The 24179-nt window shown below is 71.0% G+C and carries 26 protein-coding genes; 5 read left to right on the top strand and 21 right to left on the bottom strand.

Going from position 1 to position 24179, the window contains the following annotated elements; all coding sequences use genetic code 11:
- Nucleotides 1–26 precede the first annotated feature (26 nt).
- On the bottom strand, nt 27–1337 hold the full coding sequence (locus AGRA3207_RS22340) for a glycosyl hydrolase family 18 protein (protein WP_231328990.1): 1311 nt from the start codon (nt 1335–1337) through the stop codon (nt 27–29).
- Between the two features lie 186 nt (nt 1338–1523).
- Nucleotides 1524–2531, bottom strand: coding sequence for a nitronate monooxygenase (locus AGRA3207_RS22335; RefSeq protein ID WP_420830766.1), 1008 nt, complete (start codon nt 2529–2531; stop codon nt 1524–1526).
- An 82-nt stretch (nt 2532–2613) separates the two neighbouring features.
- Between AGRA3207_RS22335 and AGRA3207_RS22330 the strand changes: the two genes are divergently transcribed.
- Nucleotides 2614–3522, top strand: coding sequence for an NAD(P)-dependent oxidoreductase (locus AGRA3207_RS22330; RefSeq protein ID WP_231328989.1), 909 nt, complete (start codon nt 2614–2616; stop codon nt 3520–3522).
- A gap of 31 nt (nt 3523–3553) precedes the next feature.
- Here the strand turns inward: AGRA3207_RS22330 and AGRA3207_RS22325 are convergent, their stop codons facing one another.
- The 3 genes from AGRA3207_RS22325 to AGRA3207_RS22315 form a co-directional block, all read right to left on the bottom strand.
- Nucleotides 3554–4648, bottom strand: coding sequence for an NAD(P)-dependent alcohol dehydrogenase (locus AGRA3207_RS22325; protein WP_231328988.1), 1095 nt, complete (start codon nt 4646–4648; stop codon nt 3554–3556).
- Between the two features lie 10 nt (nt 4649–4658).
- Nucleotides 4659–5906: a cytochrome P450 gene (locus tag AGRA3207_RS22320; protein ID WP_231328987.1), complete on the bottom strand. Its 1248-nt coding sequence runs from the start codon at nt 5904–5906 to the stop codon at nt 4659–4661.
- A gap of 251 nt (nt 5907–6157) precedes the next feature.
- On the bottom strand, nt 6158–7930 hold the full coding sequence (locus tag AGRA3207_RS22315; RefSeq protein WP_231328986.1) for an acyl-CoA dehydrogenase family protein: 1773 nt from the start codon (nt 7928–7930) through the stop codon (nt 6158–6160).
- A gap of 100 nt (nt 7931–8030) precedes the next feature.
- On the opposite strand from AGRA3207_RS22315, the gene AGRA3207_RS22310 reads away from it, so the two are divergent.
- Entirely contained in the window at nt 8031–8768 is a 738-nt protein-coding gene (locus AGRA3207_RS22310) for a PaaX family transcriptional regulator C-terminal domain-containing protein (RefSeq protein WP_231328985.1), read from the top strand.
- A 9-nt stretch (nt 8769–8777) separates the two neighbouring features.
- On the opposite strand, the gene AGRA3207_RS22305 is transcribed toward AGRA3207_RS22310, so the two are convergent.
- The 9 genes from AGRA3207_RS22305 to AGRA3207_RS22265 all read right to left on the bottom strand — a co-directional run bounded on the left by AGRA3207_RS22305 (nt 8778) and on the right by AGRA3207_RS22265 (nt 12889).
- Nucleotides 8778–9035 (bottom strand): hypothetical protein, encoded by a 258-nt coding sequence (locus AGRA3207_RS22305; RefSeq protein ID WP_231328984.1) that lies wholly within the window; start codon nt 9033–9035, stop codon nt 8778–8780.
- Nucleotides 9032–9457, bottom strand: a complete 426-nt coding sequence (locus tag AGRA3207_RS22300) for an rRNA adenine N-6-methyltransferase family protein (protein WP_231328983.1) — start codon at nt 9455–9457, stop codon at nt 9032–9034. Before AGRA3207_RS22300 ends, AGRA3207_RS22305 begins: the two co-directional genes overlap by 4 nt.
- Before the next feature lie 143 nt (nt 9458–9600).
- Nucleotides 9601–9720 (bottom strand): DUF397 domain-containing protein, encoded by a 120-nt coding sequence (locus AGRA3207_RS40115; RefSeq protein WP_338028202.1) that lies wholly within the window; start codon nt 9718–9720, stop codon nt 9601–9603.
- A gap of 127 nt (nt 9721–9847) precedes the next feature.
- The gene (locus AGRA3207_RS22290; protein WP_231328981.1) at nt 9848–10042 is read right to left on the bottom strand and encodes a DUF397 domain-containing protein; all 195 of its coding nucleotides are present in this window, start codon (nt 10040–10042) and stop codon (nt 9848–9850) included.
- A 42-nt stretch (nt 10043–10084) separates the two neighbouring features.
- The gene (locus tag AGRA3207_RS22285; protein WP_231328980.1) at nt 10085–10291 is read right to left on the bottom strand and encodes a DUF397 domain-containing protein; all 207 of its coding nucleotides are present in this window, start codon (nt 10289–10291) and stop codon (nt 10085–10087) included.
- Nucleotides 10292–10333: 42 nt separating this feature from the next.
- Nucleotides 10334–10525, bottom strand: coding sequence for a DUF397 domain-containing protein (locus AGRA3207_RS22280; RefSeq protein WP_231328979.1), 192 nt, complete (start codon nt 10523–10525; stop codon nt 10334–10336).
- The gene (locus tag AGRA3207_RS22275) at nt 10509–11297 is read right to left on the bottom strand and encodes a helix-turn-helix domain-containing protein (protein ID WP_231328978.1); all 789 of its coding nucleotides are present in this window, start codon (nt 11295–11297) and stop codon (nt 10509–10511) included. Before AGRA3207_RS22275 ends, AGRA3207_RS22280 begins: the two co-directional genes overlap by 17 nt.
- An 855-nt stretch (nt 11298–12152) precedes the next feature.
- Complete coding sequence (locus AGRA3207_RS22270; protein ID WP_231328977.1) at nt 12153–12590, bottom strand: hypothetical protein; 438 nt, start codon at nt 12588–12590, stop codon at nt 12153–12155.
- A 29-nt stretch (nt 12591–12619) separates the two neighbouring features.
- Nucleotides 12620–12889 carry a helix-turn-helix domain-containing protein gene (locus tag AGRA3207_RS22265; RefSeq protein ID WP_231328976.1) on the bottom strand — a complete coding sequence of 90 codons (270 nt, stop codon included), beginning with the start codon at nt 12887–12889 and terminating at the stop codon, nt 12620–12622.
- A gap of 88 nt (nt 12890–12977) precedes the next feature.
- On the opposite strand from AGRA3207_RS22265, the gene map reads away from it, so the two are divergent.
- A complete protein-coding gene (gene map / locus AGRA3207_RS22260; RefSeq protein ID WP_231328975.1) occupies nt 12978–13778 on the top strand; it encodes a type I methionyl aminopeptidase in 801 nt (266 codons plus the stop codon).
- Nucleotides 13779–13830: 52 nt separating this feature from the next.
- Here map and AGRA3207_RS22255 read toward each other — a convergent pair whose 3' ends face one another.
- From AGRA3207_RS22255 to AGRA3207_RS22245, 3 genes are read right to left on the bottom strand one after another with little or no spacing between them, the layout of a single operon-like run.
- On the bottom strand, nt 13831–14424 hold the full coding sequence (locus AGRA3207_RS22255; RefSeq protein ID WP_231328974.1) for a dihydrofolate reductase family protein: 594 nt from the start codon (nt 14422–14424) through the stop codon (nt 13831–13833).
- 59 nt (nt 14425–14483) lie between these two features.
- A complete protein-coding gene (locus AGRA3207_RS22250) occupies nt 14484–15062 on the bottom strand; it encodes a dihydrofolate reductase family protein (protein WP_231328973.1) in 579 nt (192 codons plus the stop codon).
- 2 nt (nt 15063–15064) lie between these two features.
- Nucleotides 15065–15655 (bottom strand): dihydrofolate reductase family protein, encoded by a 591-nt coding sequence (locus AGRA3207_RS22245; RefSeq protein ID WP_231328972.1) that lies wholly within the window; start codon nt 15653–15655, stop codon nt 15065–15067.
- Nucleotides 15656–15731: 76 nt separating this feature from the next.
- Here AGRA3207_RS22245 and AGRA3207_RS22240 point away from each other — a divergent pair, with 76 nt between their 5' ends.
- Together AGRA3207_RS22240 and AGRA3207_RS22235 are read left to right on the top strand one after the other, a co-directional pair.
- The gene (locus AGRA3207_RS22240) at nt 15732–18536 is read left to right on the top strand and encodes an ATP-binding protein (RefSeq protein ID WP_231328971.1); all 2805 of its coding nucleotides are present in this window, start codon (nt 15732–15734) and stop codon (nt 18534–18536) included.
- A gap of 178 nt (nt 18537–18714) precedes the next feature.
- The gene (locus tag AGRA3207_RS22235; protein ID WP_231328970.1) at nt 18715–20151 is read left to right on the top strand and encodes an amino acid permease; all 1437 of its coding nucleotides are present in this window, start codon (nt 18715–18717) and stop codon (nt 20149–20151) included.
- Here the strand turns inward: AGRA3207_RS22235 and AGRA3207_RS22230 are convergent.
- The 4 genes from AGRA3207_RS22230 to AGRA3207_RS22215 form a co-directional block, all read right to left on the bottom strand.
- Complete coding sequence (locus AGRA3207_RS22230; RefSeq protein WP_231328969.1) at nt 20120–20314, bottom strand: hypothetical protein; 195 nt, start codon at nt 20312–20314, stop codon at nt 20120–20122. The genes AGRA3207_RS22235 and AGRA3207_RS22230 overlap by 32 nt on opposite strands.
- A gap of 14 nt (nt 20315–20328) precedes the next feature.
- Entirely contained in the window at nt 20329–22116 is a 1788-nt protein-coding gene (locus AGRA3207_RS22225) for an ABC transporter ATP-binding protein (protein ID WP_231328968.1), read from the bottom strand.
- On the bottom strand, nt 22113–22988 hold the full coding sequence (locus AGRA3207_RS22220) for an ABC transporter permease (RefSeq protein WP_231328967.1): 876 nt from the start codon (nt 22986–22988) through the stop codon (nt 22113–22115). The genes AGRA3207_RS22225 and AGRA3207_RS22220 overlap by 4 nt, the downstream gene beginning before the upstream one ends.
- Before the next feature lie 81 nt (nt 22989–23069).
- Nucleotides 23070–24065, bottom strand: a complete 996-nt coding sequence (locus AGRA3207_RS22215) for an ABC transporter permease (protein WP_231328966.1) — start codon at nt 24063–24065, stop codon at nt 23070–23072.
- Between the last annotated feature and the right edge of the window lie 114 nt (nt 24066–24179).

The raw sequence follows: 24179 nt of genomic DNA, 5'->3' as shown, positions 1-24179 counted from the left end.
TGCACGGCCCGCGCCCTGCCCTCGGGTCAGCGTCCCTGGAGGGAGCGGACGTTGTTGCCGAACGTGAAGCCCTTCGAGCCGTCCCAGTTGAAGGACCAGGTCATGATGCCCTTCAGCTGGCCGTTGAAGTTGTTCCACGCCTGCGAGACGAGGCCCGGCGACATGTAGCCGCCACCGGCGCCCGGCTGCGCGGGCAGGCCGGGGACCTGCTTGTCGTACGGGACCTTGATCGTGGTGCCCTGGATGACCAGGCCCTTGTTGAGGCACTCGGTCTGGACGACGAAGCCCTGGACCGTCCCGGCCTGGTAGGAGTCACCGGAGCAGCCGTACATGCTGCCGTTGTAGTACTGCATGTTCAGCCACCACAGGCGGCCGTTGTCGGCGTACTTCTTGATGATCGGCAGGTAGGCGCCCCAGATGGAGCCGTAGGTGACGCTGCCGCCGGTGACGTACGCCGTCTCGGGGGCCATCGTGAGGCCGAAGTTCGACGGCATCTGCGCGAGCACGCCGTCGATGATGCGGATCAGGTTCGACTGCGAGGCCGACAGCTCGTTGATGTTCCCGGCGCCCGACAGCCCGGTCTCGATGTCGATGTCGATGCCGTCGAAGTTGAACTTCTTCAGGATCGGGACGACGGTCGCGACGAACTTGTCGGCGACGGTGCTGGAGCTGAGGTCGATGCCCGCGGTGGCGCCGCCGATCGACATCAGCAGGGTGGCGCCCGCCTCCTTGGCCGCGCACATCTCGGCCGGGGAGGAGACCTTCACGGTGGCGTCCATGCCGTCCTCCCACAGGACGGTGCCGTCCGAGTGGATGACGGGGAACGCCAGGTTGATCACGTTGTAGCCGTTCTTGAGCATCCGGGAGTCGGTGATCGGCACCCAGCCGAACGGCGGGTGGACGCCGTTGATGGAGCCGTCCCAGTTCTCCCAGTAGCCCTGGAGCACCTTGCCCGTCGGCCTGGACTTCACCGCGCAGGTCTCACCGGCGGGCGGGTTCGTCGGCGGGTTCGTCGGGGGCGTGGTCGGCGGGGTGGTCGGGGGCTGGTCGTCGCAGGCGCCGAGGGCCCGCCACAGCGTGGGGGCGGCCTCGGGGTTCCAGTTGGTGGTGTACGAGGTGTGGTTGACGCGCGCCTCGTAGCCCTTGCCGCTGTAGGCGACCTTCGTCCCTGCGGTGTACGCCTTGCCCTCCGACCAGGCGGGGAACGAGCAGGCGATGACGGCGCGGGCGGACGGCGGCGCGGAGAGCGCGACCACGCCGAGCGACAGCACCAGGGCCATCGTGGCTGCGGCGAAGACGGCCGCGCGGGGCGACCATCGCCTGTGCTGGTAGTTCACGAGTCGACTCCTCAGTTGACGGGGACACAGAGGAGCCGGCGCAGAGCCAAACAAATCCCGCGGACGGGACCCCTCCCAGGCGAAAGGCTTTTACGGCCGGCGTGGACGCCACAAGAAGGGTAACCGCGTCGGTGGGGACCGGGAAGCCCCCGCCGCCGCGGGCGGCCTCGGGGCCGCAGGGGCGGGTCAGCCGGACAGGCGCTCGACGATCTCGGCGGCGGGCGCCTCGGTGGCGAGCCGGAACCCCACGCCCGCCCACAGGTTGACGGTCCCGGCGTCGCCCCGTGCCGCTGCCGTCCGGCGCAGCGGCGAGGTCACGTGGTGGACGTCCGGGTACGCGGCGGGCGCGTGCTCCGAGTGCTCGCTCAGGAACCGGTTCACAAGGCCGCGGGCGGGCCGTCCGCTGAACGCCCGGGTCATCGCGGTGGACGTGAAGCGCGGGTCGGCCAGGGCCGCCTTGTGCACGGCGCTCGCGCCGCTCTCCGGGCAGCGCAGGAACGCCGTCCCGACCTGGGCCGCTACGGCGCCGAGGGACAGGACGCCGGCGACGTCCCCGGACGTCGCGAGGCCACCGGCGGCGATCAGCGGGTGCGGGACGGCGCCGCGGACGAGCCGGAGCAGGTCACGCAGCGGGAGCAGGCCGTCCAGGGTGTTGGTGAACGAGCCGCGATGCGCGCCCGCCTCGGCGCCCTGGACGCAGAGGACGTCGGCGGCGGACGCGGCGCGCGCCTCGTCCACGCTGGTCACGGTCACGATGACCGTGGTCCCGCGGTCGCGGAGGGCGCGGACGACGTCGTCGGCGGGACAGCCGAAGGTGAAACCGACGAACGCGGGCGGGTCCGCCAGCAGGTCGGCGATCTTCGCGTCGTAGTCGTCGTCGCGCGCGCCGGGGATGCCGGGGACGACCCCGAGCCGTTCGGCCTCGGGGACCAGCCGGTCGCGGTAGGCGGCCACGGCGGCGGCGTCGGCGGCGTCCAGGGACGGCATGAAGACGTTCATCCCGAACGGCCGGGACGTCAGGCGGCGGGTGGCCGCGATGTCCTCGCGCATCGCCGCGGCCGAAATGTACCCGGCGGCGAGGAAACCGATGCCGCCCGCGTCCGACACGGCGGCGGCGAGGGCGGGCGTGGACGTCCCCCCGGCCATGGGCGCCTGGACGACCGGCCGGTCCGCGTGCACGAGCGCCGCCTCCACAGGGGCAAGATAACCCGCGGGGCACCGGGCGCCGCCGGCCGGGTCACCCGATCATGGAACAGCGGGCCGAAAGGGGAGCAGGATGCGGGTGCTGCTGCACTACGACATGGACCATTCCGAACCCGGGCTGGACATCGTGAGCTGCTCCGAGCAGGACGACGGGCGCCTCGCGCGGCTGCTGCCGGACACCGAGGTGATCTGGCACGTGCTGCGCCCGCTGACCGCCGCCGACATGGACCGGGCGCCGAAGCTGCGGCTGATCCAGAAGCTCGGCACCGGCGTGAACACCATCGACCTGGACGCGGCGCGGGAACGCGGCGTCCGCGTCGCGAACATGCCGGGGCGGAACGCGCAGGCCGTCGCGGAGACGAGCCTGTTGCTGATGCTGGCGGCGCTGCGCCGCGTCGTCCCCTTCGACACGCGGACGCGGCGCGGCGAGGGCTGGCCCGCAGGCCGCGCGCTGGTCGGCGGCGAACTGCGCGGGCGGACCGTCGGGCTGCTCGGCGGCGGCGAGATCGCGGGCCTGCTGCGCGGGATGCTGGAGGCGATCGGCGCGCGCGTCGTCTTCACCTCGCGCCGCCCGCGCCGCGGCGACCCGTCCTGGATGGGGCTGGACGACCTGCTGCGGGTCAGCGACATCGTCTCCGTCCACATCCCGCTGACGGAGGAGACCCGCCACCTGCTGGACGCCCGGCGGCTGGCCCTGCTGCCGCCCGGCGCGATCGTGATCAACACGGCCCGCGGCGCGGTGATCGACGAGGCCGCCCTGATCGGCGCCCTGGAGTCCGGCCACATCGGCGGCGCCGGGCTGGACGTCTTCGAGCAGGAGCCGGTGGACACGTCCAACCCCCTGCTCTCCCGCGACGACGTCGTGGTGATGCCGCACGTCGCCTGGCTGACCCGCGAGACCTGGGACCGCTACTTCACCGTCGCGGCGGAGAACTGCCGCCGCCTCGCGAACGACGAGGAACTGCTGCATCGCGTCGTCTAGCCGGGTCCCATGCGATCGCGGCCGCGCGGGGTCATGGCAGGAGGACGGGTTTGATCGTCCTTCCCTGTCCGGCGTCGGCTTCGGCCTGGTCGATCTCGGCCAGGGGGTAGGTCGTGATCAGGCGGTCGAAGGGGAAGCGGCCCCGCCGCCACAGTTCGATCATCTTCGGGATGAAGGTGTGCGGGACGGCGTCGCCCTCGATGATGCCCTTGACGGTGCGTCCCATGAGCAGCAGCGACGCGTCCAGGCGGTACTCGGGGGCGCCGACGCCGACCAGGCCGCAGACGCCGGTGGTGCGCAGGGACGCGACCGCCGCCGAGACGACCTCGGGGACGGCCGTCGAGTCCAGCGCGTACTGGACGCCCTCGCCTCCGGAGGCCGCCCGGACGCGGGCGGCGAGGTCGTCGCAGGCGCCGTCGAGGACGTGGGTGGCGCCGAGCTCGCGGGCCAGGTCCAGGCGCGGCGCGTGCAGGTCGACGGCGATGATCGTGGCCGCGCCCGCGAGCCGCGCGGCCATCACCGCCGCGAGCCCGACGGCGCCCGCGCCGAACACCGCGATGCTCTCGCCCGCGCGGACACCGAGCGAGACCAGCACGGACGCGGCGCCGGTCTGCACGCCGCAGCCCAGCGGGCCGAGCAGCTCCAGCGGCAGGCCGCGCGGCACCGGGACGACGTTGCGGGCCGTCCCGAGGGCGTGGGTGGCGAACGACGACTGACCGAACCACCGGTTGTGGACGGCCCCGCCGCCGCCGTCGGTGACGCGCGGCCGCCCGTCCGCGGCGACGGCGGCCAGGTTGAGCGCGGCCATGTCCCGGCAGTTGCCGGGCAGCGCGGCGCGGCAGTTGGCGCACGACCCGCACGAGTCGAACGACAGGACCACCGGGTCGCCCTCGGCGAGGCCCGCCACGCCGGGGCCGAGCGCCTCGACCACGCCCGCGCCCTCGTGCCCGAGGATCACCGGCTTCGGCACGAAGTCGCCGGGCGCGCGTCCCAGCAGGTCGGTGTGGCACATCCCGGCGCCCGCGATCCGGACGACCACCTCACCGGGTCCCGGGCCGTCCAGCTCCAGCGTCTCGATCGTGTAGGGCCCGTCGGCGGCGCGCAGCACCGCGGCCCCGATCCGCATACCGGCCCCCTTAGGCGACCGTGTAGCGGACGGGCAGCCGCTTGAGGCCGCCGACGAACGTGGTCGCGGTGCTCTCGGGCGGGCCGTTCAGCTCGATGGAGGACAGCCGCGGGAGCAGTTCCTCGAAGAACGCGCGGACCTCGATGCGGGCCAGCGCGGCGCCGAGGCAGTAGTGGACGCCGAACCCGAACGCCAGGTGCTTGTTCGGGTCGCGGCCGACGTCGAAGCGGTGGGGGTCGCCGAACACGTCCTCGTCGCGGTTCGCGGACGGGTAGGACAGCAGCACCGACTCGCCCGCGCGGATCCTGACGCCGCGCAGGTCGTAGTCGCGCGCCGCGGTCCGCATGAACTCCTTGACGGGCGTGACCCAGCGGATCATCTCGTCCACGGCGAGCGGCATCAGCTCCGGCCGCGCGCGGAGCCGGTCGAGCTGGTCGGGATGCTCGATGAGCGCGTGCAGCCCGCCCGCGATCGTCGCGCTGGTGGTGTCGTGCCCGGCGGTCGCGACGATCACGTAGTACGAGGCGGTGTCGAAGTCGTTGAGCGGCTCGCCGTCGATCCGCGCGTTGGCGATGGCGGAGGCCAGGTCGCCGGTGGGCGTCCGCCGGCGCGCCTCGGTGAGCCGCTGGAAGTAGGCGAAGAAGTCCATCAGGACCTCCAGCTTGTCCTCCTTGGTGGCGCCGCGCCGGTAGTCGTCGTCGTCCCCGCCGAACAGCTCCTGCGTGAGCTTGAGCATCCGGTCGAAGTCGCTTTCGGGGAGGCCGAGGAGCGACAGGATCACATAGAGCGGGAAGTGCACGGCGACCTGCCGCGCGAAGTCGCACTCGCCGCCGAGCTCCGCCATCCGGTCGACGTACCGCCGGGCCAGCTCCCGCACCCGCGGTTCGAGGTCCCGCATCGCCCGCGGCCGGAACCAGTCCGCGCCGATCGCCCGGACGACACGGTGGTCGGGGTCGTCCATGTGGACGATCGTCCGCAGCCCGACGCCCTGCTCCATGCGCTGCCGGTTCATCTCGTCCATCTCGGCGGTGCTGAGGATCGTGCGCGGCGCGTTGAGGAACACGCCGTGCTCGCGCTCGACCTCCAGGACGTCGGCGTGCCGCGTGACCGCCCAGAACGGGTTGTAGTCCGGTGCCTCGACGCGGTGCACCGGGGCCTCGCGGCGCAGCAGCGCGAGCGCCTCGTGCAGGCGGCGGTCGTCGGCGTAGGACTTCGGGTCCGCGAGCGCGCGGCCCGCCTCGTCCACGGTCAGGGTCATGCGATCGGCTCCTCGGTCGCGGCTGGCCGCCCGCAGCGGAACCCCGGAGGCACCGGCCGGGGTCTCCGACGTCGTCGAAGACGCCCGTGCCCCCCGGGTGGACCGCTGCGCGCCCTTGACAGCATCATCCAGCGCCCAGGGCCCGCGGCGGTACTTCCGGCGAGCGCGTCACGGTCAGGAATGCCTTCCGTCTCCGGGACGCACGTGTCCGGGCGGATCAGGCCATCTGCGACGCCGACGCGCCCGGCATGTCACCCGTCCTCGGACATGTCGACGAAGGCGCCGTCCACGAGGTCCTTGAACCGGTCGAGCTCCTCGGCGGGCGCGTCGATCCCCCGCAGCGGCCCCGGGTCGGCCAGCCGGTTCCGGGCGTAGAGCCGCGCGACGAGCGCCTTGCGGTCGCCGCCCGAGTCGGCGCGCTCCCACCCGGCCTGCTCCAGCAGCAGCGCCGCCGCGTACACGTCCGCCATGTACTGGGCCAGCGGGTACAGCCGCGCCTCCGCCGCCGCCCGGTCCAGGCCCCGCCACCTGCCGATGGCCTCGCGCAGGTTCCGGATGCGCCCGTCCACCAGGGCGGCGGTCGCGTCGTCCCCGCCCGGCGCGCGCCCGGCGGCCTCGGCCAGCCGGTCGAGGAACGGCCCGTCCGCGTCCTGCCGCTCGATCGCCCGGCGGACGTCCAGGCACAGGATGTTGTCGCCGCCCTCCCAGATCGGGTTCACCTGGGCGTCCCGGAGGATCCGCGCGACGGGCCACTGCTCGATGTAGCCGTTCCCGCCGTGGACCTCGACCGCGTCGCCCGCCGCCGTGACACCGAGGCGCGCCGTCCTCAGCTTGATGAGCGCGGGCCCCAGCCGCAGGCGCGGACGGCCCAGGTACCCGTCGAACACCAGCGCCTGCGCGGCCTCCGTCTCGACGACCAGCTCGGCGAGCTTCCGGCGCATCAGCGGATGCGCGTCCAGCGACGTCCCGAACGCCTCCCGGGCACGCGCGTAGCACAGCGCCTCGACGAGGGACCGCCGCGCGCATCCGACCCCCATCATGGCGATGCCGAGCCGGGCGCCGTTCGTCAGCTCCATCATCCGGGCGAGGCCCCTGCCGTCCCCGCCCCGCCCCGCGCTCGACGCCGGGGCCAGCAGGAACGCCTCCGCGCCGGTGAACTCGATCTCCGCCGACGCGACCGACCGGGTGCCGAGCTTGTCCTTGAGCCGCCTGACGCGGACACCGTTGCGCGACCCGTCCCGCCTCTCCCGTAGGACCAGGAACGGCGCGATCCCCCGGACGCCGTCGGCCGCGCCCTCGGGCTTGGCCAGCACCACGAACACCGACCCGTTCGCGTTGGACGCGAACCACTTGAGCCCGTCGAGCCGCCAGCAGTCCCCGTCCGGCGACGCCGTCGACTCCAGCGCGCCCAGATCGGACCCGCCGGACCTCTCCGTCAGCATCTGCGCGGCCTCGCCGGAGAACTCCCCGGCCGCGAACAGCTCCCGCACCCGCGCCTTCACGTCGTCCGGCGCGAACGACTCGGTGAGGCTCAGGACCATGTCGCCGCCGGTCCCCAGCGCGCACGCCATCCCGATGTCGGCCTGGTCGAGCAGGTAGCTCCACGCGACGGTCATCGGCTCGGGATCCACCCCGGCCGCGCGCGCCTCCGCCACGAACCCGGGCCGCGTGAAGGACGTGGCGACGAGCCGCTCCCGGGCCGCCTCGAACGACGGCGGCATGACGACCTCGCTGACGTCCCGCCCCCACCGGTCGTACTTCTCCAGCCGCGGCGGATTCCGGTCGGTCTCCTCGGCCCACCGCGCGACCGGCCCGCCCATCAGCGCGCCCACCTCCCGCAGCCGCGGCTCGGCCCACCCGAACCCGTCCCCGAGATGGCGCCGTACAAGGAAGCGCAGCGTCGGGTCGCAGTCGTACCAGTTGCGGCCCACGGCCCCGCGATAGCGCTCCGTCGCGTACCGCCGGGCCTTGTCCGCGCCGCCGAAGGGGAGCCGGTCGAACGGCTCGATCAGAGAGGAGCCCATGACCGGATATTACGCTTCTCGATCACATGATGGAAGACTGTAACCTGACGGCGGAGGCCCCCTCCTCCCCCGCTTCCAGCAGGTAGGGTTCTCACCAGACATGACCGCCAAGACCCTGGAGATCCGGCCGCTCACCGCACGTTCAGTGGTGCTGAGTACGCTGCTGGGCGTCCACCCGCCCAGGCTTCCCGCCCGCTACCTCGTCCGCGTCGGCGACCTGTTCGGCATCGCCGAGGGCACGATCAGGGTCGCGCTCTCCCGCATGGTCGCCTCCGGCGACCTCGTCCAGGCCGACGGCACGTACACGCTCGCCGAGCGCCTCCTCGCCCGCCAGGCCCGCCAGGACGAGAGCCGCCTCCCCCACACCCGCCCCTGGGACGGATCCTGGGAGATCGCCGTCATCACCGCCGAGCGCCGTCCCGCCCCCGACCGTGCCGCGCTCCGCCAGGCCATGTCCGCGCTCCGCCTGGCCGAACTCCGCGAGGGCACCTGGCTGCGCCCCGCCAACCTGACCCGCACGCGCCCCGACACGGTCGTCCGCCAGTGCCGGTTCCTCACGGCCCACCCCGAGGACGACCCCGCCGCCCTCGCCGCCGCCCTCTGGGACCTGGACGGCTGGGCCGCCTCGGCCCGCCTCCTGCGCACCGCCCTCGACGGCGCCACCACGATCGCCGAGCGCTTCACCCTCGCCGCGGCCGTCCTGCGCCACCTCCTGAACGACCCGATCCTGCCCCCCGACCTCCTCCCCGGCGACTGGCCGGGCCCCGACCTCCGCGCCTACTACGAGCGCTTCGAGGCGGACTTCGAGCAACTCCTCACCCACCACGTCCGCTCCTGACCCCCGCACCTACCGGATCTGCCCGACCTCCACACCGGGCTCGTCCAGCCAGACCCACTGCCGGTCCCGGGTGACGGTCACGCCATACCGCGTGCACGCAGGCTTCCCCGCGACGGCCCAAGCCTCGTCCACAGCCCGGATCGCCGCCTGCGAAACACGCTGCCCACGCAGCGGCATGAACCACGACGCCCCGACAAAACGCCCCTCGGCCGCGCCGTCCTCCCCCACCGAGAGCACGGCCAGCGGACCATCCGGATGAAAGGTCATCGCCCACGGCACCACCAGCAGCCCACCCGGCCGTCCCCGATCACCACCTCCACCGGATACCCGGCCCCGCGCAGCACCCCGCGGGCCCGCTCCCCCAGATCCCGGTCGATCTCAACAGTGGTCACATTGTCTGCGCCGATGATGTGCGCGAGCACCGCGGCGTTGTACCCGGTACCGGTCCCGATCTCCAGAACCCGCAGGCCGGGCCGCAGGTCAAGCGCATCGAGCATCACCGCCATGATGCGCGGGGCGCTGCTGGAACTGGTCGGCCAAACCCCCTTGCCGGCGGCCTGCCCATCGTCCACCTGCGTGATGACGGACTCCTCGGACCGGCACTCTTTCTCCCACGCGTCCGGATCCTCTCCCCGGCGCACCGGCACGGCCCACCCGTCCGGACGCCTGACCCACACCGTGTCCGGCATGAAGTCCCTCCGAGCAACCGCCCGAAGCGCCTCCCAAGAACCCATCGCCCTCCATATACGCGAAACGGCCCTCCCGGACCAAGGCCCGAGAAGGCCGCAAGGAGCGGGCCAAGCCTCGAAGGCACCAGCCCACTGCGGTATCGCTAGAGATCCAACGCGCCGGCCTTGACCTGCCCGACGAGTGCCACCAGAACCCCGCGCCGCACCGTCAAGTGACCGCCTTGGGGATTCTTGCTATCCCGAACAGCAACAGCATCACCCACAACCGCCAGCTCAACACACTGGCCGCCCTCTCCTCCGCTGTGGCTGCTCTTACGCCAGCAGGGACCAGCCTTACTACCGCTCTCCACGAATCCTCCAGACTCCTCAGATGAGGACTCAGTTGGACGGCTAGAGATCCAAATCCCCAGCCTTGATCCGCCCGACCAGCGCCGCGAGAGCCTCACGTTCGACCGTCAAATGACCGCTACGCAGATCCTTGGTGTCTCGAATACCTACACGATTGCGGACAGAGGCCATCTCGACACACTGAGCAGCCTCACCGCCACTGTAGGTACTCTTCCGCCAGTAGCTGCTGTTCTCCATGGAGCCTCCAAAATCTTCAGATGAGGACTGCCAGGTGGACTACTAGAGATCCAAATCCCCAGCCTTGATCCGCCCGGCCAGCGCGGCGAGAGCCGTACGCGCAACGGTCAGATGACCGTTTTCGACACTCTTGCTGTCCCTAATGCCCACGGAATCGCCCACACAGGCCAACTCCACGCACTGGCCAGTGTCCCCGCCGCTGTACCTGCTCTTGCGCCAGCAGAGACCAGCTTTGCTGCTGCTTTCCATGGAGCCTCCAGACTCCTCGAATGAAGCCTTTCGGTTGGACGGCTAAAGATCCAAATCGCCAGTCTTGATCCGGCCGACCAGCGCCACCAGCGCCGCGCGTCCGACCGTCAGATGCTCGTTTTCGGGATTCTTGCTGTCCCGAAAGCCGACCTGTCCCGAGGGGAGGGCCGCGGCCTCGACACATTCCCCCTGGCCGCCACCCTGACTGTGGCTGCTCTTACGCCAGTGGATCATGACGCATCGTCTCCATCGTCTTCTGGATCAGGGCCCGACTGGCTTCTTCGGACAAAGCCTGACAGCGAATCTCATCGAACCGTATACCAAGCCTGGCGACCTCAGCTTGATCTTCGATCAGTCTTCCCCCGAACTGAGCTTCGACATAGCCGACACGGTGGCGATCGGGCTTGGTGAGGACGACCATCGGCCCGTCGAGCCCGCGATACCAGCCATCGGAGATCCGGACCGCCTGTATGTGCACCTGAGGCATCTCCCCGGCGCAGAGCAGGTGGTGAAGCTGCTCCACTATCACGCCTCCGTCGCGGCTGCGGCGAAGGATGGCGGCATGGTCGAGCACCACGAAGAGATGGGGTGGATCCCCATCTCGAGTCAGGATGTCTCGTCGCGCCAACCTCCTCGCGATCAGTTCTTCGTCCACCCGCCCCTTGGGTGATGTTGCTCTCATGTATCCCTCGGTCTGGAGCAGACCAGGAATGTAGAGCGGCTGAAACGTACGGATCTCCGACGATTCGTTCTCGTGGGCAACGTACGCCTCGAACCATTCCCGGAGGTGCTCCCGCTGCGCGTGGTGCCAGAGTCCCTGGAACAGCTCACCGGTCCCGAAGAATTCATCGAGCTTCTTGCAGAACTCCTGGTCCGGACGGTTTCGCTGAGTCTCATAAGCCGTGACGGTCTCGCGGGTCGTGTACAGCTCCTTGGCCAAGCCGTCCTGGCTGAGCCCCTTGATCTCCCGCCAGAGCCGCATTGTGTACGCCAGCTGGGCCCTCATGCTTCGGCGGGGGTCTATGGGGACAGAATGGGGCATATGCCAGCCTCCACGCGTGGTATTTCGCGAAGTACCAGTCGGTGTGTACCCCAGCCTATTGCCTTGGCACCACCCTGGAGCTCAGACGTCCCACCCAGAAGGAAGTGATCAAATTCCATGAGCTTCGACACTTCACCGGGAAGTTCCCGCAGAAGTCACAGCGACACCGCGCCAGGGCACCCGCCGACGCCAGACCGGTGGGCGACGCCGTACATATCCGGAAAGACCGGGCAGCTGACCGTCTGCACGAGGCGGCCACTAACGCCGTCGCAAGTGCAATTCGGGCTGAGGTCGTGCCTGTCGGCCGACACCGGCGAGCGTTTGAAAGTGCTTATGGCCGAGGAGGACAAATTGTACGGGCAGCACCTGAGCCAGCAGGACTCTCAACGGGACGCCGAGTGAGGGAGATTCTTGTGGAGATGCTCTGGCAATCGTCCCTGCTCTTGGGCGCCGGCCCTGTAGGCGGGCTCATCATCGGGTTCTTGCTGCATCCCCGGCTGTCGCATCGCGGGAGCCATAGAAAGAACGCCACTGGCGCCTCCCACGGTTCCGGGTCGGTCCCTGCCTGTCCGTCCCCGGCTTCGAGTCCTGAGCGTCCCGACATGCTGGATGCCAAGCCTCTGCTTGGGCCTTGGCATTCACGCGGGAGATGGTGACTGCGGCGCACCGATCAAATCTCCTCCGGGCATGCGCCGCTCCCGCCGCGCGTCCGGGGGACACCACTCCTCCCCGGCCGCTGCCTCCGTCACCGTCAGTCAGGGGGTGGCGGCCGGGAAGGTTTTTCGCCGTCCACCATGGCTCTGACACCGGGCCAGGGCGCTACCTCAGGGAGTCTTGCGCCAGTTGCCGTGAGCGGGCCATGAACCTGTCGAGTTGGGCGTCGCCGAAATGCAGGTCGCCGACCAGTGCTGTGAGGAGGAGTGTTCTGACCCTGATCGCCACTCTGGGATCGATGTCGTCGTTCGCTTCCAGCGGGACTTTCCCGATGGCGTGGTTGATCAGGCGTTCGGCGGTGGCGGGGACGATGATGTTGGGCGCGGCGCGGGCGGCGGTGATGAAGGCGGTGACTTCGGCATCGTCGGCGGGCCACCCGTTCCGGACGAAGCGGCGGCACGCGGCCTCGTAGAAGGCGGCGGAGATCAGCGCTGCATAGCCCGCGTCGGCCTCGGACGGGCCGGGCCGCCCCCATCGGTGGTGACGCTTGCCGGGACGTCCGGCCAGACGGACGCGCAGGGTCGCCACGTGGTCATCGGTCACGGTCACAGTCGAACCTCGTGGCGGGGTGGCTACGAGACGGCTTCCAGCGGGGGGCCGCTACCACGCCAGGTGGCCGCCAGCTCCTGCACGGGCACGTCGAGCGCCTCGCCGATGCAGACGATCGTGCCGAACCCGGGGGCGGGCAGGCGGCCGGTCTCGATCTTGCGCAGGGTCTCCGGGGAGATGCCCGCCGCGCGCGCGACCTCCGCGAGGTCGCGGCCCGCCCGCGCGCGGCGCAGCAGGGCGCCGAGGCGCCTGCCGGCTTCGATCTGTTCGGGCGTGAGCGGCTGGCGGACCATGCCCACAGCGTAGGGCTGGTATTACTATACCGTCAAGCATGAGAGTATTGGTATAGAAATACCAGCACTCCCCGTACGTGAGGTACTCGTGATCGAACTGAAGACGCCCGCGGAGATCGCGCGGATGCACGTGGCCGGGCGTTTCGTCGCCGAGGTGCTGTCGGAGGTCAGCCGGGTCGCCGCGGTGGGCGTCAACCTCCTGGACCTGGAACACCACGCGCGCGCCATGATCAAGGAACGCGGTGCGGAGTCCTGCTACTGGGACTACGCGCCGTCCTTCGGCAACGGGCCGTTCCGCAACGTCATCTGCCTGTCGGTGAACGACGCCGTCCTGCACGGCCTGCCCCACGACTACGCGCTGCGCGACGGGGACGTCCTCAGCGCGGACCTCGCGGTCGGCATCGACGGCTGGGTGGCGGACTCGGCGTGCACGGTCGTCGTCGGGACCGCCGCCGAGGAGGATCTGCGGCTCATCCGCGCCACCGAGGAAGCGCTGGAGGCGGCGATCGGGATGGCACGTCCGGGTAACCGCCTGGGCGACATCTCGGCGGCGATCTCGGCGGTGGCCGCCGGCTACGGCTATCCGGTCAACGACGAGTTCGGTGGCCACGGCCTCGGCCGCACCATGCACGAAGGGCCCCACGTGTCCAACAAGGGCCGGGCCGGGCGCGGCCTCAAGCTCCGGCCGGGCCTGACCCTCGCGCTCGAACCCTGGTTCGCCCGGACGACCGACCGGATCGTCTACGACCCCGACGGCTGGACCATCCGCTCGGCCGACGGCTCGCGCACGGCCCACTCGGAGCACACCGTGGCCATCACCGAGGACGGCCCCCTGGTGCTGACCCGGCGCGAATCCGAGCGTCCGGCGGATCCAACGGTTCGTCCTTGAGGCGACGTCGTCGTGGGGCCTTCGGGACGGAAGTCGGGTGCAGCCGTGGCACCTATCTGTTCACCTGGTAGCGGAGGTGGGTGACGCCGATGCTCTCGGCCACCGTCGGGCCGCTGAGGGTGACCGGGGCGTGGGCGAGGTCGCCGAGAAGGCGGGTGCCGCTGCCGAGCAGCACCGGCACGAGGTCGATCTGGAGTTCGTCCAGCAGTCCGGCGTCGAGGGCCTGGCGCGCCATGTCACCGGCGGCGACGCCGACGTGGCGCTCGCCCGCGACGGCCTTCGCCTGCCGCACCGCGCTCTCCAGCCCGTCGGTGACGAAAGTGAACGGGGCGTCGGGATGCGGCCAGTCCACCGGCGCCCGGTGGGTCACCACGAAGATCGGCACGCCGCACGGGTGGTTGCCGCCCCATCCCCGCGTGACGTCGAACAGGCGCCGTCCCACCACCAGGGCGCCGAAGGTGGCGAGCTGCTCGCGGATGTGGTCCGCGCTCGTTTCCGTCACCTGGAATGACCAGCGGGGGTCGGCCGATGGGACGTTGACGTCTCCATTGCGGTGCCAGGCGAACAGGTACTCGAAGCCGCTTTCCGAAGGGCCCGCGATGAAGCCGTCGAGAGACATCGACGCCGATGAGATGACCTTTGTCATTTCCGCTCCTTGAGTGGGCGGCTGCCGGGGCGGGCCCGGCAGCCGCCGAATCGCATCGGTCAGCCGACGCCGTATTGCAGGACGATGTTGCTGGAGTCGGCGAACGTGCGGTTCGTGAGGAGCCGCAGTGGCGCGTCCGGCGTTTTACCGAAGGCCGGTGTGCCCGATCCCAGGACGGCGGGGCCGACCATCAGGTGCAGTTCGTCGACCAGGCCCGCCTTCAGCAGGTCGTTCCAGAGGACGTTGCTGCCGAAAACGAGGATGTCCCGTCCCGGCGCCTTCTTCAGCGCGCTTATTCGCGTGTGCGCCTCGGAACGGGAGACGATGGCCGCGTCGTCCCAGGGCGCCGTCCGGGCCCGGGTGAGGGTGTCGGAGACGACGACCTTCTCGATGGCGTTGTCGAGCCGGGAGATCTCCCGCTGGTCCGCGGTGGCGTTCTCGTTGCCGGCCACCGAGGGCCAGAAACCGCGGAACATCTCGAATGTGGTCCGGCCGAGCAGGAGCGTGCCGGCTTCGCGGAGACGTTCCGCGCAGTAGCCGTCGAAACTGTGGTCGGCGGGCATGACCATGAAGTTCTTTCCCGGCCCCTCGACATATCCGTCGAGGGACATGAGGGCGCAGACGACGAGCTTCCGCATGATCAGCCCTCGTTCCGGTCGTAGAGCAGGCACAGGGCGCCGCTGTCGGTGCGGGTGGTGTCGGTCAGCGTCCAGGACGAGCGGGCGATCTCGTCGGTGAAGAGCGGCCGGGCCCCGCCGCCGACGATCTCGGGGCACTGGGTGACGCTGAGGCGGTCCACCTCGCCGGCGTCGAGCAGCTGCTGGATGACGCTGACGCTGGCCAGGACGATGATGTCGCCGCCCTCCTGGCGGCGCAGCTCCTTGACGGTGGCGGCCGGGCCGGCGGTGGCGAGGCGCGCGTTGTCCCACTCGACCTGGTCGAGGGTGGTGGAGAACACGACCTTCTCGACGGTGTCGAGCCAGCGGGCGAACGTGCGGTCCTTAGGGTCGGCGTTCTCGTCCTCGGCGACGGAGGGCCAGAAGCCCCCGAAGCCCTGATAGTTCTTGCGGCCGAGGAGCGCGGTCGTGGCGCCGCCGGTGACGCGCACCATGTGCGAGCGGGCGCCTTCGCTGATGGCGTGCGGGACGATCCAGCTCATGTCGTACTCCCCGCCGGGACCGGCGACGCGGCCGTCGAGCGACAGGGCGATGTTGGCGATCACGTTTCTCATGTGCACAGCCTGTCGTCCTAGGTGGCAGGCTGTCGTCGTCAGACTTGGTGACTTCGCGTCCGGATGGGGAGGTCGGATGGTGGCCTCTGTCGTCAGCCCCGTCCTGGTCGGACGGGAGCCGGAGACCGCGGCGCTGCGTGCCGCCTACGAGCAGGCCGTGCGGCGGCGGCCCGTCACGGCGCTGGTCTCGGGCGAGGCGGGCATCGGCAAGTCGCGGCTGGTGACCGGCGTGGTGCGGGCCCTGCCCGGGGATCCGCTGGTCCTGTCCGGGGGATGTCTTGAGCTGGGCTCCAAGGGCGTGCCCTATGTCCCGTTCGTGGCGATCCTGCGGGGCCTCGTCCGGCGGCTCGGCCGGGACGGGGTGGCGGCGATGCTGCCGCCGTCGGGGTCGGCGCTCGGCGACTGGCTCCCCGAGCTCGGGCCCGCTCCCGCGCGCTACCCGCGCATCCGGCTGCTGGAGGAGATGCTCGGCCTGGTCACCGCGGTCTCCTCGTCCCGGCCCACCGTCCTGATCGTGGAGGATCTGCACTGGGCGGACGCGTCGAGCCGTGACCTGTTCGCCTACCTCGTCCGCAACCTCGTCGAATGTCCCGTCCTGCTGATCGGGACCGTCCGGACCGGCGAGCATCCGAACCGGCGGCTCCTCGCCGAGCTGGCCCGCGGGGACCAGGTCACGCGCCTCCGGCTCGGCCCGCTGGAGCACCGGCACGTCGCCGACATGCTCGCCGCCATCGGCGGGCACGCGCCCGACCGTGTCCGCGCCGCCCGGATCTACGGGCGCAGCGGCGGCAACCCGCTGTTCGTCGAGGCCCTCAGCAACGCCGACGAGACCCCGGCGGACGACCTGCGGACGCTGCTGCTCAACCGGGTCGCCGACCTGCCCGGGCCCGCCCGCGACACCCTGGCGATCCTGGCGGTCGCGGGCGAGGGGCTGACCGAGGACACGATCCGCGAGGCCGGGACGGAGCCCGCGCTGCACGACCTCATGGCGCACGACCTGGTAGTGGTGCGCGAGGACCGGTTCGTCCTCCGGCACGACCTGATCCGCGAGGTCGTCTACGACTCGCTGCTGCCGGTCCGCCGACGCGAGCTGCACGCCCGGTACGCCGCCACCCTGCCCGCGGGGAGCACCGCGTCCGCCGAGCACTGGCTCGCCGCCGATCGACCCGACCGGGCCCTCCCCGCCGCCTGGGACGCCGCCGCCCGCGCGGCCAGGCAGAACGCCTACGACGAGCAGCTCCACCTGCTCGACATGATCCTCACCCACGGGGACGGGCGTTTCACCGGAGCCGACCGCACCGACGTGCTGGAGACGGCGGCGACGGCGGCCTACGCCGCGGGCAGGTCCGCCGCCGGTGTCGCCCACAGCACCGCCGCGCTGGACGCCCTCGGCCCCGGCGCGTCACCGGAACGGGTCGCGGCGCTGCTCGGGATGCGCGGCCGTCTCCAGAACCGGATCGACGGCACCGGCAGGGACGACCTGGAACGTGCCGTGGCGCTGCTCCCGCCGGGCACGGCGGACGCCCTGCGCAGCGAACTGCTCTCGGCGCTCGCCTTCATCGGCGTCGGCGCGCTCCGCGACGAGGAGAGCCGCCGCCACGCGTCCGAAGCCCTGACCTTGGCGGACGCGGTGCCGGACGACGCCCTGCGCGCCCCCGCCCTGCTGGTGCTGGCCACACTCGACGGGATGGCGGGCCACGGGGACGCGGCCCGCCGCGCGTTCGCCGAGGCGCGCCGGGCCGCCGAGGCGGCGGGCGACGAGCACACGTTCCTGACCACCTTCCAGTGGGAGGCCGCCGACCTCATCGAGGTCCAGGGCCGGTACGCGGACGCGGCGGACCTCGCGCACGCCGGGCTGGAGGCGGCCCGGCGGCTCGGCCGCACCCGCTCCCGGGGCAGCATGCTGGCCGTCGTCAGGGCGGTCCCGCTGAGCGTCCTCGGCCGGTGGGACGAGGCCCTGGACGTCGTCGCGGACGCGCTCGCCGGTTCCCCGCCGCCCCTTTACGCCGCGTTCCTGCGGCTCGTGGCGGCGGACATCGCGCGATGCCGGGGCGAGACCGACCGGTTCGAGGAACTGTTCCGGGAACTGACCGAATTCGCCCAGCACGCGCGCGGAGCGGAAGAGGCGAAGGCGGACCTGGCCGTCCAGCACGTCGCATGGCTCCTCGACCAGGGCCACCTGGAGGCCGCCGACCACATGCTCGGCGATTACCTCGCCGCCGGCCGACGCCCGCGCGACGTGCTCCGCCTCGCCGTGCTCGGGGCCCGCCTCCAGCGCGCCCGCCGCGCGGCCGCGCCACGGAACAAGAAGATCGCCGACGAGGCCGCCGCACGGTCGGCGTGGCTGACCCGTCTCGTCGGCGAGATCGGCGAGACCACACCCGTGCTCGACGCCCACCGGCTCACCTTCCAGGCCGAGACCGCGTCCGGCGGCCTTCCCGCCTGGGACCGGGCCGCCGCCGCGTGGCGCGACCTGGGCAACAGGTACGAGACGGCGACCGTCCTGACCGGCGCCGCGAATACCGCGCTCGCGTCGAACAACCGTCCCGGCGCCAGATCCCGGCTGAACACGGCCCGCGCCATCGCCGCCGACCTCGGCGCGGCGCCGCTGCTCGCGCGCATCGACGAGCTGGCGGCGCGCGGGCGGCTGGAGGCGGAGCCCGCCGCACCCGTCCGCAACGACTTCGGGCTGACCCGCCGGGAGCTGGACGTCCTGCGGGTCCTGGCACGCGGCCGCTCCAACGCCCAGATCGCCGCGGAGCTGTTCATCTCGTCCAACACGGCGGCCACGCACGTCGCCCGGATCCTCGACAAGCTCGGCGTCTCCACCCGCACCGAAGCCGTGACCCGCGCCCACGAGACCGGCCTCCTGAACACCTGATCCCGGCCCTTCCAAGGCCGGGTGGTGACCACTCGCGGGGGGCAATCTAGGCATACGTTGACGAAGGGCGCAGTCCGCCTGAATCGTGACCTGGATGACCTTGTCGGCCTGGTCTTTCGTGGGCAGAGTCTCCCGGTGACCCGCAACGGTGCGGGGACGCCGCGTCGGGAGGTAGGTAATGGCCTCGGTCTTGGACGGGATGCTCCGCCGCAAACCCATCGAGCAGATCGACGACGAGGGCGCGGCGTCCGGGCTGACGCGGACGCTGGGGCTGTGGCAGCTCACCGCGATCGGCGTCGGCGGGATCATCGGCGCCGGGATCTTCTCGCTGGCGGGGGCCGTGGCGAACGAGAAGGCCGGGCCGGGCGTGCTGATCTCCTTCCTGGTCGCGGGGATCGCGAGCGCGGCGGCGGCGTTGTCGTATGCGGAGTTCGCCGGGCTCATCCCGCGCGCGGGGTCGGCCTACACCTACGGGTACGCGGTGCTCGGCGAGTTCACCGGATGGGCGATCGGGTGGGACCTGCTGCTGGAGTACACCGCGATCGTGGCGGTGGTCGCCATCGGGATCTCCGGCTACTTCAACGACCTGCTCGGGTTCATGGACGTGGACCTGCCCCTGTGGATGAGCGGCGCGCCCGGCACCGAGCCGGACGGCGTCGCCGACGGCAGCTACAAGGTCAACCTGTTCGCGGCGCTGCTGTGCCTGCTGATCGCCTACGTGCTCAACCTGGGGATGAAGAACGCGGCCCGGTTCGAGACGGCGCTGGTGTACCTGAAGGTCGGGATCGTCCTGCTGGTCATCGTGGTCGGCGTCTTCAAGATCGATAGCGGGAACTACTCGCCGTTCCTGCCCTACGGATGGTCGGGGGCGTTCACCGGGGCGGCGACCGTCTTCTTCGCGGTGTTCGGGTACGACGCGATGTCCACGGCGGCCGAGGAATCGCAGGAGGCGCGCAAGCACATGCCCAAGGCGATCCTCTACTCGCTGGCGGTCTCGATGGTGCTGTACGTGCTGGCGTGCCTCGTCCTGACGGGCATGGTCGACTACAAGGACATCGACACGAACGCGGCGTTCTCCTCGGCGTTCGACTCCGTGGGAATGGACGCGATCGGGGCCGTCATCGCGGTCGGCGCGATCCTGGGCGTGCTCACCGTGCTGTTCACGTTCATGATGGGCGCCACGCGCGTGTGGTACTCGATGAGCCGCGACGGGCTGCTCCCGGGCTGGTTCGCCAAGACCCACCGGACCCGGCACGTCCCGACGCGGATCACCTGGATCCTCGGCGCCGGGTCCGCGGTGATCGCCGGGTTCCTGCCGATCGCGGAGGCGGCGGAGCTGACCAACATCGGCATCCTGCTGGCCTTCATCGTGGTGTGCATCGCGGTCATCGTGCTCCGCTACAAGCGCCCCGACCTGCCGCGCGAGTTCCGGACACCGGGCATGCCGATCATCCCGCTCGTCGGCGTGGGCTTCTCGATCTGGCTGATCACGTTCCTCCAGTGGCAGACCTGGGTCCGGTTCGCGACCTGGTTCGTGCTGGGCTGCGTCGTCTACTTCGCCTACAGCCGCCGGGCATCCTTGCTCAACCCCCGCCGCACCACCCCCAAGGACTGAGCACAGCAGGAGCGCCGTTGTAGTCGACCATGCCCGTCACGCGAAGAAGACGGTCGCCGCCCCGGTGAACGCCCCCGACCACCAGGTTGACCTTGTAGCCGCCGTCGGCGACGCCGTCCGGCTCGGTGCCGGGCGCGCCCGCCACGATCGCGGTGTACTCCATTGGAAGGGCCGGTCTCATCCGGGCAGGTGCAGCGTCCCGGTGTCGGGACGGTCGACCTCTAGCGTGTCGGCGAGGAGCCCCCGGGTGTAGGGATCCTGCGGTGCGCTGAGCACCGACTCCACCGCCCCCGACTCCACGACGTGGCCCTGGCGCAGGACGACGACGCGGTCGCCGATGCTGCGCACGACGGCGAGGTCGTGGGTGATGAAGATCATGCTCAGCCCGTCGTCCTGCAGCGTCCGGAGCAGCTCGACGACGGAGGCCTGCACCGAGACGTCGAGACCCGAGGTGACCTCGTCGCAGATCAGCAGCGAGGGACGGCAGGCGAGGGCACGGGCGATGGCCACCCGCTGGCGTTGGCCGCCCGACAGTTCGGCGGGGTAGCGGTCCGCGAGCCGCCACGGGATCTCCACCCGCTCCAGGGCCTCCTTGACCTTGGCGCGGGCGGCCTTTCCCCGTTCTCCGTAGAAGTGCTTCAGCGACACCGCCACCGCGGTCGCGACGGTCTGGCGGGGGTTCAGCGAGCCGTACGGATTCTGGAAGACGTACTGCATCTGCTGCTTGGCCGTCTTGGGCCGGTCCCGCAACCGCAGTGCGAGCGGCTTCCCGTCCAACTCGAAGCCGCCGGACTGTTCCTCGTGGAGCCCGATCAGGCAGCGGGACATGGTCGTCTTGCCGCTGCCCGATTCGCCCACGACCGCCAGGCACTCACCGGGGGCGACGTCGAAGGAGACGTCGAACAGGACCTGCGTCCGGTCGTAGGAGGCGTTCAGTTTCCGTACGCCGAAGACGGAAGCGGTGTCCTCCGCTCTGCTCTCGATGCGCGGCAGGGGCTCCTTGACCAGGCACGTCTGGTTCCGCCGGACGTGCTCGACCCGGAAGCAGCGTGCCGCGCTGCCCGTGGACGTGGCGGCCAGCGGGGGCGCGGAGTCCCGGCAGCGGTCCTCGGCGAACGCGCAGCGGTCCGCGAACACGCAGCCGTCGAACCGGGCTCCCGCCGCCGGTGCCCGGCCGGGGATGGAGATGAGCGGCAGCCGCTGGCGCGTCGACGGCACCGATTCGAGCAGCGCGATGGAGTAGGGGTGCGCGGCGGAGCGCAGGACGTCCTCGCGTGATCCGGTCTCCAGGACCTGCCCGGCGTACATCACGGTCACCAGGTCGCCGACGGTGCCGACGACCGCGAGGTCGTGCGAGACGAAGACGGCGGCCACGCCGTTGTCCGCGCAGAGGCGGGCGACCATCTCCAGGACCCTCGCCTGGGTGGAGACGTCCAGGCCGGTCGTGGGCTCGTCGAAGACGACCAGCTTCGGGCCCTTCGCCACGGCCATGGCGATCGCCACCCGCTGCTGCTGCCCGCCCGAGAGCTCCTGGGGGTGGCGTCGCAGGAAGGCCGCGTCCGAGGGCAGGCCGACGGTCTCCAGAACCCGCCGGATCCTCGGCAGGTTCTCCTTCTTGGCACCGGGCATTCCCTCGGTGAGCTGTGCGCCGATCCTCCTCGCCGGGTTGAGGGCCGTCGCGGGGTCCTGGGGCACGAAGCCGATGAGCTCCTTGCGCGCCCCGCGCAGCTTGTTCGGCGTGAGCGCGAGCAGATCGACACCGCCCACCACGATCCTGCCGCCGGTGATGTTCGCACCTGCCTTGGTGAAGCCGACCAGCGCGAGCGCGACCGTGCTCTTGCCCGAACCCGACTCGCCGACGAGGCCCATGACCTGGCCGCCGTCCAGGCTGAACGACACATCGTCGACGATCACACTGCCGTCGTCCAGGGTGACGGTGAGCCCGGTGACCTCGACGGCCTTCATGAACGGGTCCCTTCGGTGCGGCCGATCACGCGTGCGGCGCCCTCGGCGAAGAGGTTGCCCCCGATCGTGAACAGGGCGATGCAGACGGCGGGGATGAGGACGGCCAGCGGCTGGGTGGCGAGGCCGTCCTTGTTCTCGCTGACCATGAGCCCCCAGTCGGCGTCGGGCGGCTGGACGCCGAAGCCGAGGAAGCTCAGGGAGGCGAGGCCGACGACCGACCACATGAGCCTGAGGCCGATCTCCACCATGAGCGGGGACGTCACGTTCGGCAGCACCTCCCGCAGCAGGATGTGGCGGGAGGAGAGCCCGACCGTCCGCGCCCACATGACGTGCTCACGCCTGAGCACCGGACGCGCCGCGCCGCGGATCACGCGCGCCATCCCGGGTGTGAGGCCGATCGCCACCAGGACCACCAGGATCCACCGGCTGGGCCCGGCCATCGAGATGAACAGGATCGCCATGATGATCGTCGGGAACGTCAGCAGGATGTCGACGACCCGCATCAGGATCGTGTCGAGGATCCCGCCCGCGAAAGCCGAGATCATCCCGATGGCGGTGCCGAGCGTCACGCCGCCGAGCGTGGCGAGGACGGCCATCCAGGTCAGGTCGGTTCCGCCGCTGAGGATGCGCGAGACGATGTCCCTGCCCAGCGAGTCGGCGCCGAGCAGCAGGCCGTCGCCGGGCGGCGCGTACGGCTTCGCGAGGACCGCGGTCGGCGAGTGCGGCGCGAAGAGGGGACCCGCGACCGCGAAGGGGATCATGGTCAGCAGCATGATCAGGCCGAGCCGGGTCTGACGGGAGGTCAGGATACGGCGGGTGAGGTTCCTGGGCGGAGCCTGGAACCCCTGCGCCCTGGGTCGCGTTCGGATCACGGCCGCACGCTCCTTCGTCTGTCAGCGGTTCGTCTCAGCGGTTCGTCTGTCAGCGGGTTCGTCTGTCAGCGGGTTCGTCTGTCAGCGGGACTTGTTCAGGGTCGCGAGCACATCGGCGAGCTGGTTGAAGCAGAAGAACGCGACCGCCATGAGCATGATGATGGCCTGGATCATCGGCAGGTCGTGGCCCGCGACGGCGTCCACGAGCGCCGAGCCGATGCCCGGATACGCGAACAGGTACTCGATCACGACCGAGCCCGCGATGGTGAAGGCGGCCATGATGCTCGCCGCCGGGATGCTGGGGCCGAGCGCGTTCGGCAGCGCGTGCAGGAACAGGATCCGTCGCATCGACAGGCCCTTGATGATCGCGAGCTGCACGTACTCGCTCTCCAGCACGTCGATGAAGGAGACGCGCACGAGGCGCGAGAGGTAGGTGACCCCGACGAGCGTCATGACGGCGACCGGCATCACGAGCTGCCGTGGATGCTCCCAGGGCGCGTCGCCCGGAGGAAGCAGCGACACCGGGGGCAGGACCTTGAAGACGACGGTGCCGAACAGGGCGATCACGAGGCTGCCGATGACGAAGTCCGGGGTCGCCGTCACCACCAGCGAGGTGCCGAGGTAGGACTTGTCGAGGGCCCGGTCGCGGAAGACGGCGGCGAGCAGGCCGATCACGAGGGACAGCGGCAGGATGAAGACCATCGCGATCACGGTCAGCGTCGCGGAGTTGAGGATCCGTCCGGCGAGCAGCTCCGACACGGGCTGACCGCTGACCAGCGATTCGCCCATGTCGCCGGTGAGGACCCTCCTGAGCCATTCCCAGTACTGGGTGACCAGCGGTTCGTCGAGGCCCATGTTCTGCCTCAGCTGGGCCACCTGGTCGGTGGACGCCCCGGGTCCGAGGATGATGTGCGCGACGTCGCCGGGCATCGCCTGCGTCGCCACGAAGACGATGACGGAGACGCACCACAGGGTCACCACGCCCGTCAGCGCGCTCCGGCCGATCAGCCAGGGGAGGGCGGCTCGGCGGGAGTGGCGCGGGGCCGCAGCGGTCTTGACCGCGTGTTCGATCGTCATCTCAGTAGCCATTGCACCAATCCCGTCCAACGTGTCCGGTCGCCGTTCGGGCCGGGGTGTCCGCGCCCGCGACCCCCCGGCCGTGGCCCCGTGCCGGCGGAACGCGGAGATGCC

The sequence above is a fragment of the Actinomadura graeca genome (assembly GCF_019175365.1).
GTDB classification, from domain to species: Bacteria; Actinomycetota; Actinomycetes; order Streptosporangiales; family Streptosporangiaceae; genus Spirillospora; species Spirillospora graeca.
The sequence above is the reverse complement of the archived record's forward strand: the minus strand, read 5'-3'. Positions and strand labels throughout refer to the sequence as shown.